This window comes from Clostridia bacterium, assembly GCA_026414765.1.
Taxonomy (GTDB): Bacteria; Bacillota; Clostridia; order Acetivibrionales; family DSM-27016; genus SKW86.
In genome coordinates this window covers 88775-96305 of record JAOAIJ010000006.1, presented here as the reverse complement: position 1 = coordinate 96305, position 7531 = coordinate 88775, and the positions used below count along the sequence as shown (strand labels likewise).

The 7531-nt window shown below is 38.5% G+C and carries 10 protein-coding genes; 9 read left to right on the top strand and 1 reads right to left on the bottom strand.

The genetic code is table 11. From position 1 onward, the window contains the following. The 9 genes from N3I35_00845 to N3I35_00805 form a co-directional block, all read left to right on the top strand. Nucleotides 1–1404, top strand: a 1404-nt coding sequence (locus N3I35_00845) for a hypothetical protein (protein MCX8128633.1), incomplete at its 5' end; no start/stop codon positions are given. Nucleotides 1405–1416: 12 nt separating this feature from the next. Next, nucleotides 1417–1791, top strand: a complete 375-nt coding sequence (locus N3I35_00840; GenBank protein ID MCX8128632.1) for a hypothetical protein — start codon at nt 1417–1419, stop codon at nt 1789–1791. 74 nt (nt 1792–1865) lie between these two features. Next, nucleotides 1866–2306 (top strand): permease-like cell division protein FtsX, encoded by a 441-nt coding sequence (locus N3I35_00835; protein ID MCX8128631.1) that lies wholly within the window; start codon nt 1866–1868, stop codon nt 2304–2306. Nucleotides 2307–2868: 562 nt separating this feature from the next. Beyond that, nucleotides 2869–3105: a hypothetical protein gene (locus tag N3I35_00830; GenBank protein MCX8128630.1), complete on the top strand. Its 237-nt coding sequence runs from the start codon at nt 2869–2871 to the stop codon at nt 3103–3105. Next, entirely contained in the window at nt 3084–3251 is a 168-nt protein-coding gene (locus tag N3I35_00825) for a hypothetical protein (GenBank protein ID MCX8128629.1), read from the top strand. Before N3I35_00830 ends, N3I35_00825 begins: the two co-directional genes overlap by 22 nt. 167 nt (nt 3252–3418) lie before the next feature. Continuing rightward, nucleotides 3419–3682 (top strand): PqqD family protein, encoded by a 264-nt coding sequence (locus N3I35_00820; protein ID MCX8128628.1) that lies wholly within the window; start codon nt 3419–3421, stop codon nt 3680–3682. Next, the gene (locus N3I35_00815) at nt 3682–4803 is read left to right on the top strand and encodes a radical SAM protein (protein MCX8128627.1); all 1122 of its coding nucleotides are present in this window, start codon (nt 3682–3684) and stop codon (nt 4801–4803) included. Before N3I35_00820 ends, N3I35_00815 begins: the two co-directional genes overlap by 1 nt. A 2-nt stretch (nt 4804–4805) precedes the next feature. Next, nucleotides 4806–4955 carry a hypothetical protein gene (locus tag N3I35_00810; protein MCX8128626.1) on the top strand — a complete coding sequence of 50 codons (150 nt, stop codon included), beginning with the start codon at nt 4806–4808 and terminating at the stop codon, nt 4953–4955. 135 nt (nt 4956–5090) lie between these two features. Further along, complete coding sequence (locus N3I35_00805) at nt 5091–5939, top strand: hypothetical protein (GenBank protein MCX8128625.1); 849 nt, start codon at nt 5091–5093, stop codon at nt 5937–5939. 46 nt (nt 5940–5985) lie between these two features. On the opposite strand, the gene N3I35_00800 is transcribed toward N3I35_00805, so the two are convergent. Beyond that, complete coding sequence (locus N3I35_00800) at nt 5986–7062, bottom strand: mannose-1-phosphate guanylyltransferase (protein MCX8128624.1); 1077 nt, start codon at nt 7060–7062, stop codon at nt 5986–5988. Nucleotides 7063–7531 lie beyond the last annotated feature (469 nt).

Genomic DNA, 7531 nt, shown 5'->3' with positions numbered 1-7531 from the left:
AACTTTGTAAGCGAGTACTATGATGGGGAAGTGTGGCTGAAGTCGAGGTATGGCAGCCTGATAGACAGTGCAAAGACTAATACCCTGCTTGAGTGGACCCAGAAGGCGATAAGCGGTACGATTACAAAGGGGACGGGTAATCCAGAGCCACTTGACGATGATGTATTTGCAGAAAAGGCTGGTATTATCCATAATGAATCTGATAGAATAAGTAATACAAGGGGGAGTTGGACTACAGCTGAACCAATAATAAATGAGTATTACAATAAAGTAGTTAATTCAAACGAGTATATTCAAATTGTAAGCTCTCAAAATTTTTTACAGAAGCTTGCTCCAGAATTAAATTCTCTTAAAACAAAGCCTGAATATATAAAGTTCAATATTGCTAGAAATATGGGCTTACCTTTTAGATTTAGTGGAGATTTCCTTAATGAAAATGCTATTGGTGAGGCTTGGGAAGGAATTTATTATACTTGCTTAGTTAGAAATGAATTGATAAAAAATGGAGAATATGAGAAGGCTGAAATTGTTGCTGAAAAAATTGAACAATATCTGAAGTATGGTACAATTTCTGGTTTCAGTGAGTATCTTACTGGCTTGATAGCAAGCACTGTGAAGGAAGATGTTAAAGGTGGGGCTAGACAGGTTATTCAAGGAAATTACTATGACAATGTTACTCTGTCTGGTACAATTGGTCAAGTGTTAACAGGGGTAATTGGAATAGACTTGCCTGGTGATATAAGAGATGTATCATATGATATAACGCATTGGGAATGGAGCAGAGAACATGGCACTCAGTTTGCATTAGATGTGGTTGGCATACTCCCTGTATTCGGTGTACTAAAGTATGGTGACGAAGCAAAAGTTCTAATTAAGGGTGGAAATATAGCTGATGCAGCAGCAAATGCAGCGTCAAGGCGTTCAATTAGGATAATTAATGCAATTACAGAGTTCTCTATGATGGATAGAGTAAAACAAATAAGGGGGCTATTGCCAAGCGATTTGAAAAAAGGAGGAACTGTAGCTTTAGCAAAAGTTGATATTTATGGACTTAAAAATGAATTTTATGCACATAATTTAATCGATGTACTTGATGATGCACGTTTAGCAAAAGATGCAGTTGCAGATATATCTGTTAAACCAACAAACCCGATTTTTCAAGCATGTTATGCAATGACATCTGACGGAAGAAGAACTTTAAGAGACATTGACTCTGAGTATAAGATACTTAACGACATAGCAAAGCAACTAGGTAACGACGTAAATGCAACAGGTACAATTAAATTATTCACAGAGTTAGAACCGTGTTTAAGTTGTCAGGACGTGGTGATTCAACTCCTTCAGAAATATAAAAATATAACAATTGAGGTTGTTCACAATAACAATGTGAGACTAGTACCTTAAAGGAGTGATTTTGTGAGAGATTATACATTGGCGGAAATAAAAGATTTTATCGGCTATACCTTTGAAGTGAAAATGCCAAGAAATTATTATAACAGTCCGATTGAAACAGGTACTGTTTGCTTTGATGCATATGAGGGTTCAATGTCGGAAGGATTAACAGAATATGTAGTTTTTTCTTTGATTATTGGCAAGAATATTCAAAAATACGGTAATAGAATTTTTATTGGTCAGTACAACATAGTTATGAGTGCGGTGGAAAAAGCACTTAATAATTCATCGGAATTACAATTAAACGGTGAAGAAAAAAATGAGATATCTGAGTTAGCCAAAGAATTAAAGGAATCATTACCAAAAATGATAATAGAGCATGACCCTTTTGCAAAATGATGGTTTACTCCCCGGTTAACTTATGTTTTCCGGGGAATTTTATTGTTTATTGAAGTCTAACAGGAGGAATTTATATGCTAAGCAAAATGAAATTTTTATTAATTTCTGTTTTAGTTGTTCTTCTTTCTCTTAATTTTACTACTTGCTTTAAAGATAATAACAAAGCTACCATAACTTCTAAAGCTACAACGCAAGAATTATCAGATGCAAATGTTGAATTATTCTGTAAAGTAGAACTGAAAGATGCAGAAGTTGATGCCCTTAAGATGGTATTAGATAATCACAAGAGTGTAAATACCTATAAATTAGTGACTAAGGAAGAACAAGTTAAAAAAGCTGCAAAATTATTTGGGAGTGAAAAGCTATTTGAGGGAGAGAATGCTACTATTCTTCCGGCCTCTTTTATCGTAAGATTAAGTGATGCAAGGACGGTAGATGATTTTTATAATGAGTTTAAAGCTGATTCAAGAATTGATAAAATTAAAAAAATAAATAAAGAAAATAAATCAAAATAGAAGATATCTTATTCTTAGTACTTTACAAATAGGTGGGAGACTCACTTAGAGTATTCCATCCTTGTTTTTGAAAATTTGTCCTATGCATCATTGCAGGTCATCAAATCTGCTATTTTACGCAAATTGCTACATATAGAATATAAAGCAGTACCTTTCAATATTATAACCCATTCAATTCCGGTCTACCCCAGTAGAATAAAGGGTTTTGCACAAACATATTACTATCTAGCAAAACCTATTACGGATTCACAAGTGCGGCAGTCCATGGAGAGTATTACAAGGGAGTAAAAAGGATATATATATCAATTCAGAATTATAGTAGGATATATATAAACGGGGCTGCAACCGATATAAAGAAATTGTTTGCAGGCGTAGACCGGAATGGGCCTTACTATGACACCATATATACATACTTTGCCAAGATATCGGTTATAGACTAATACCCTGCTTGAGTGGACTCAGAAGGCGATAAGCGGTACGATTACAAAGGGGACGGGTGAAGATACACCAATAGAATACCGTCCAGCAACAAGCATTGTTTCGCCAGTTTGGAAAACTAGTGATGCAAACTTTAGTGGATTGTGTTCAAACAATGCTATTAGAACTTAACTTTGGTTGGTATTTTGCAACTACTCAACAAGAAAGAGATGAATGGCTTGAGCTAAATAAATTGTTCCAGGAAGATATGTCAATCAATGATACAGGTGGAAGAGAAACAGGAATGTTTTTAGCAGGAATGCTAACGCCTGGGGGAATATTTAAAAATGGTGTCCGGTCATGGATTATAAAAGAGAAATAAAAGATGAAATAAAGAAACATCGTGGGAGGCTTATATGGAAGAAGTTTACTCAGGCGATGACGAGAGGATCTGTAACAAAAGAGTTTGGGGAGGCAAAATTAATAAGTATTACCGATTTAAAAATTGGACACTGGATAATAATGTAGGGGAAGTTATTTGAAGAAGCGATATATAGTGGACGATAAAGGCGATTGTCTGCATTGGAATAGATAAATGGTATTACATACAAACTACAGATATGTTATAATATGGGAATATAGACAGAAAATATATTTTTGCTTGGGGACTTAATTGTCGTTTAGGGGGAGTGCTGATGAAAATCAAAGACGGGTTCATGCTGAGGGAAGTCGCAGGGTCATGGATAGTTGTGCCTTTAGGGAAAAGGGTAGTAGAATTCAATGGGCTAATGACTTTAAGCGAGAGTGGAGCATCACTCTGGCGGAAGCTGGAAGAAGGCGCTGATGAGGATGAACTGGTTGATCTTGTTTTGAAAGAGTATGATATCGATGAGGCTACCGCAAGAGCTGATGTTCAGGAGTTTATTTCCAATATGCTAGAAAGAGGGCTTTGTGAATAGTGGGTATTTCATGGAGTCAACTGGGCAACAAACTGGTGAAGCAGGCAAAAGACAGGAAGGTACCAATAACTGGACAGTTTGAACTAACCGCACGCTGTAATCTTAAATGTAAAATGTGTTATGTCTGCCGTCCGGCTGGAGACAGAATAGCCATAGAACACGAGCTTTCTGCAAAGGAATGGATACAACTCGCCGGTGAGGCGCGTGATGCCGGCATGCTTTACCTACTGCTAACCGGAGGCGAAGTTTTTTTGCGGAGGGATTTTAAAGAGATATATGAAGAAATGTCAGGAATGGGTTTTGGTATCGAAATATATACCAATGCAACTATGATAACGCCGGATGTTGCGAAGTGGCTGGGAAAAATCCCGCCTTTAAAAATGGAAGTATCATTATACGGTGCTTCGAAGGAGGCATATTCAAAAGTTTGCGGATATGCAGAGGGCTTTGAAAGTGCCATACGGGGTATAGATTTCCTTAGGGAAGAGGGAATTACTCTGGAATTAAGAACAACCGTGATACATGATAACAGCAGTGACTTTGAGAAGATAGCAGAGCTTGCAGGAGACAGGGGGATAAAACTCGGCATTGTTAATTATGTGTCTCCACGCAGGGATGAACATAATAGACTGTCAGGGGTAGAGCGCTTATCTCCCCGGGAGTTAGTCGAGTATGAAATAAAGGTAGAAGAGTATTTCCGTAACAGGGCGGATGATATATCAAGCAGTGCGGGGACAGGCGGAAAAGCGTTTGCCGGCAAGTCGGATGATGAATCAACTGCTGCTGATGCACCAGTTAAAGAAGGTAACAGTCCGTTTTATTGTACGGCGGGCACCTGCGCTTTCTGGATTACTTGGGACGGCAGGATGCTTCCCTGCGGGTTGGCAGATTCTCCACACACTTTACCGTCCGAAAAGGGCTTCTACGAAGCATGGAGATATTTGCAGGAACTCTGTAACTCGACACCTCATTGCAAAGAGTGCAGGGAGTGTGAATTGAAGGATTACTGTATGACATGCCCTGCTGCACTGAAAAATGAAACAGGCTCATTTGATATACCTTCAAAATACCTGTGTGAACATGCAAGATTAAGGAAGCTTTATAAAAATAATAGGAGGTGAATATGATGAAAAAATATGTAAAACCAACATTTACATTTGTAGAACTATTATCGGAGGAAAGACTGGCAGACAACTGCTATAAAGACAGAAACAATGGAAGCAAGGACATAACCTGCAATATTACCAACAGCAGGCAGGGAGCCAGTTTCTAGGATAATCGCTTTGACTGTATATGCTGCTTGTACAGCTGCCTTAGTAAGTGTCGGGATGCAGGCAATATAAACGGACACGACTAAATAAAGACAACATGCTTACATCCCGATGAGATTTTTGGAGGACTGTTTTCCATGTTTAGAGCTGATATTGCAGGCGTCCTTATTGAAATAGAAGCCGACAATACATATATGCTGGGCCGGTTTGAACCATTTTTCACACAGAAGAGAGGAAGGCCGGATTTGAAAATCTCACTGAAAAGTATTGATAAAATTTATAGACCTAAAGGACAGACAACGATAGACGGTGGGGTAGAGTGGGCCATAGGAACAGATGGGAATAACAGCCTGTCTGCGTTTATTGGAGTGGATGATTGCGATAGGGTCATATCCAGGCTTGATGCAAATGAAGGTTGGAGTTGTGCGACAATTTCATATATTAAGGATAATCATCACAGTGAACGCGCGGCTACCGGTATACTGAGTGAAATATTATTCTGCAGCTGTATACCGTTTCATCGGGGTATTGTAATGCATGCAGCTGCTATAGAATGGAAAGACAGAGGTATTATGTTTTCTGCTCCTGGGGGGACCGGTAAATCGACCCAGGCAAATCTTTGGAAAACTCATATGGGAGCAAGGATACTGAACGGGGACCGTCCTGCGGTAAGGCTGCTGGACGAACGGCCTTTTGTATCCGGTACACCCTGGAGTGGGAAGACGCCGGACTTCCTGAATCATAGCGTCCCTTTAACAGCTATTATAGTACTGGAACAGGCAGTGGAGAATAGTATACGCACGCTCAGGTGCCATGAAGCTGTAGAACGGCTTATGCCAAGATGCTTCCTTACGTATTGTGGAAGGGAGCTTATGGAGAGAGCTATAGATATTTTAGGGAAAATTATTGAGATTACGCCTGTTTATCTGCTTAAATGCAAGCCGGATAAAGATGCTGTAGAGCTTGTGTATCAATATATAGGTTAATACGTTGCGTCAAGTGCATAAATCATCTTTCAAGCAGGAAGGAGAACTATATGTAATCCCCCATATCGCAGGACTTAAGTTTTTCTACCAGAGCCTTTACATCCTGTGCTTTTTCTTTCGGACATATAAGTATGGCATCGCCGGCATCTGCTATGATGAGATTTTCAAGTCCGATAGTTGCAATCAGCTTTCCGCTGCTATATATTATTGAGTTTTTTGTATCAAGTCCTATGTGTTTTGCCTTTACTATGTTGCCATTTTCATCCGTAGGAAAAATAAAACCAAGGGAGTCCCAACTTCCTACGTCGTTCCATCCGAATTCGCCCGGAATTACCATGACATCATCGCTTCTTTCAAGAATTCCGTAATCAATGGATATACTTTGCAGTGACGGGTAGATTTTTCCCAGCATCTCTTTTTCTGACTTTGTGCCGATATGCTCGTATATATTGTTAAAGCTTTTATAAAGCCTGGGCATATATCTGTTTATGTTGTCCAAAATTATAGAAGCCCTCCAGATGAACATGCCGCTGTTCCAAAGGTAATTCCCGTCTTCAAGATAACTCTTGGCAAGAGTAATGTTCGGCTTTTCTACAAATTCTTCCACCGGATACATAAAATCCGCTGTTTTGTCCATTTCCTTGTTGTAGCGGATATATCCGTACCCTGTCGAGGGAAAGGAAGGCTTGATGCCTATAGTTATTAGCTTGTCTGTTGTTTTTGCACTTCTAAAGGCACTATCCATAAGCTTGATGAATCTATTTTCATCCGAAATATAGTGATCGGAGGGAAGGATGCACATGACTGCATCTTCCGATTTTTTTCTGATAGTAAAGGCTGCATAAGCAATACAGGCCGAAGTATTTCTTCCCACAGGCTCATACAGTATGTTTTCCTTCGGGAAATCCTTCATTATCAGGTTGCCTATGATTTCACCCTGCTTTTCATTAGTAACTATATAGATGTTTCGAATGTCTATCAGTGGTAATAGCCTCTTGATAGTTTCATTTATCATTACATCATTTCCGCTTATATTCAAGAGCTGCTTCGGTTTATGCTGCCTTGATATGGGCCAAAATCTTGTACCACCGCCACCTGCCATAATTACTGCATATTTATCCATAATCAGTACCATCCGTCTAAAAATATTTTAAACACCATCCATAAAACTACTGGAAATATTATACATTAATGGCGGATTTTCATCAAGTCAAAGATAATAATACTTTATAAATATATAATAAGGGGAATATTTCCTCTCAAAAGGGCAATGATTAATCCATATAAAGCGGAAAGACAGACCTGGAAAATACGGTTACATAGCCGCAAAACCAGCCGCAGCAGCATTATTTCTCAAGACTTAATATTGCATGATTGGTAGTACGCAGATATAAACGGTAGTGTCAATAAAACTGTAAAATTTTAAAATTATCTTTATGAGTTTGTAATAATATGGTAATATAGTATTTATTAGTAAACAGCATGGTGCTTTTAGAAGAAAAATTCCTGTATTGTTCCGCTATATCCTAAATACGGGAATTTTATTTATACCAGGCAGTGAATGTAACCTGTAAGAGTATTCGTTAAGCTGA

Coding starts and splice junctions, on each gene's coding strand:
- N3I35_00835 (MCX8128631.1), top strand. CDS start 1,866: ATGCTAAGCAAAATGAAATTTTTATTAATTTCTGTTTTAGTTGTTCTT.
- N3I35_00830 (MCX8128630.1), top strand. CDS start 2,869: ATGCAAACTTTAGTGGATTGTGTTCAAACAATGCTATTAGAACTTAAC.
- N3I35_00825 (MCX8128629.1), top strand. CDS start 3,084: ATGGATTATAAAAGAGAAATAAAAGATGAAATAAAGAAACATCGTGGG.
- N3I35_00820 (MCX8128628.1), top strand. CDS start 3,419: ATGAAAATCAAAGACGGGTTCATGCTGAGGGAAGTCGCAGGGTCATGG.
- N3I35_00810 (MCX8128626.1), top strand. CDS start 4,806: ATGATGAAAAAATATGTAAAACCAACATTTACATTTGTAGAACTATTA.
- N3I35_00805 (MCX8128625.1), top strand. CDS start 5,091: ATGTTTAGAGCTGATATTGCAGGCGTCCTTATTGAAATAGAAGCCGAC.
- N3I35_00800 (MCX8128624.1), bottom strand. CDS start 7,062: ATGGATAAATATGCAGTAATTATGGCAGGTGGCGGTGGTACAAGATTT.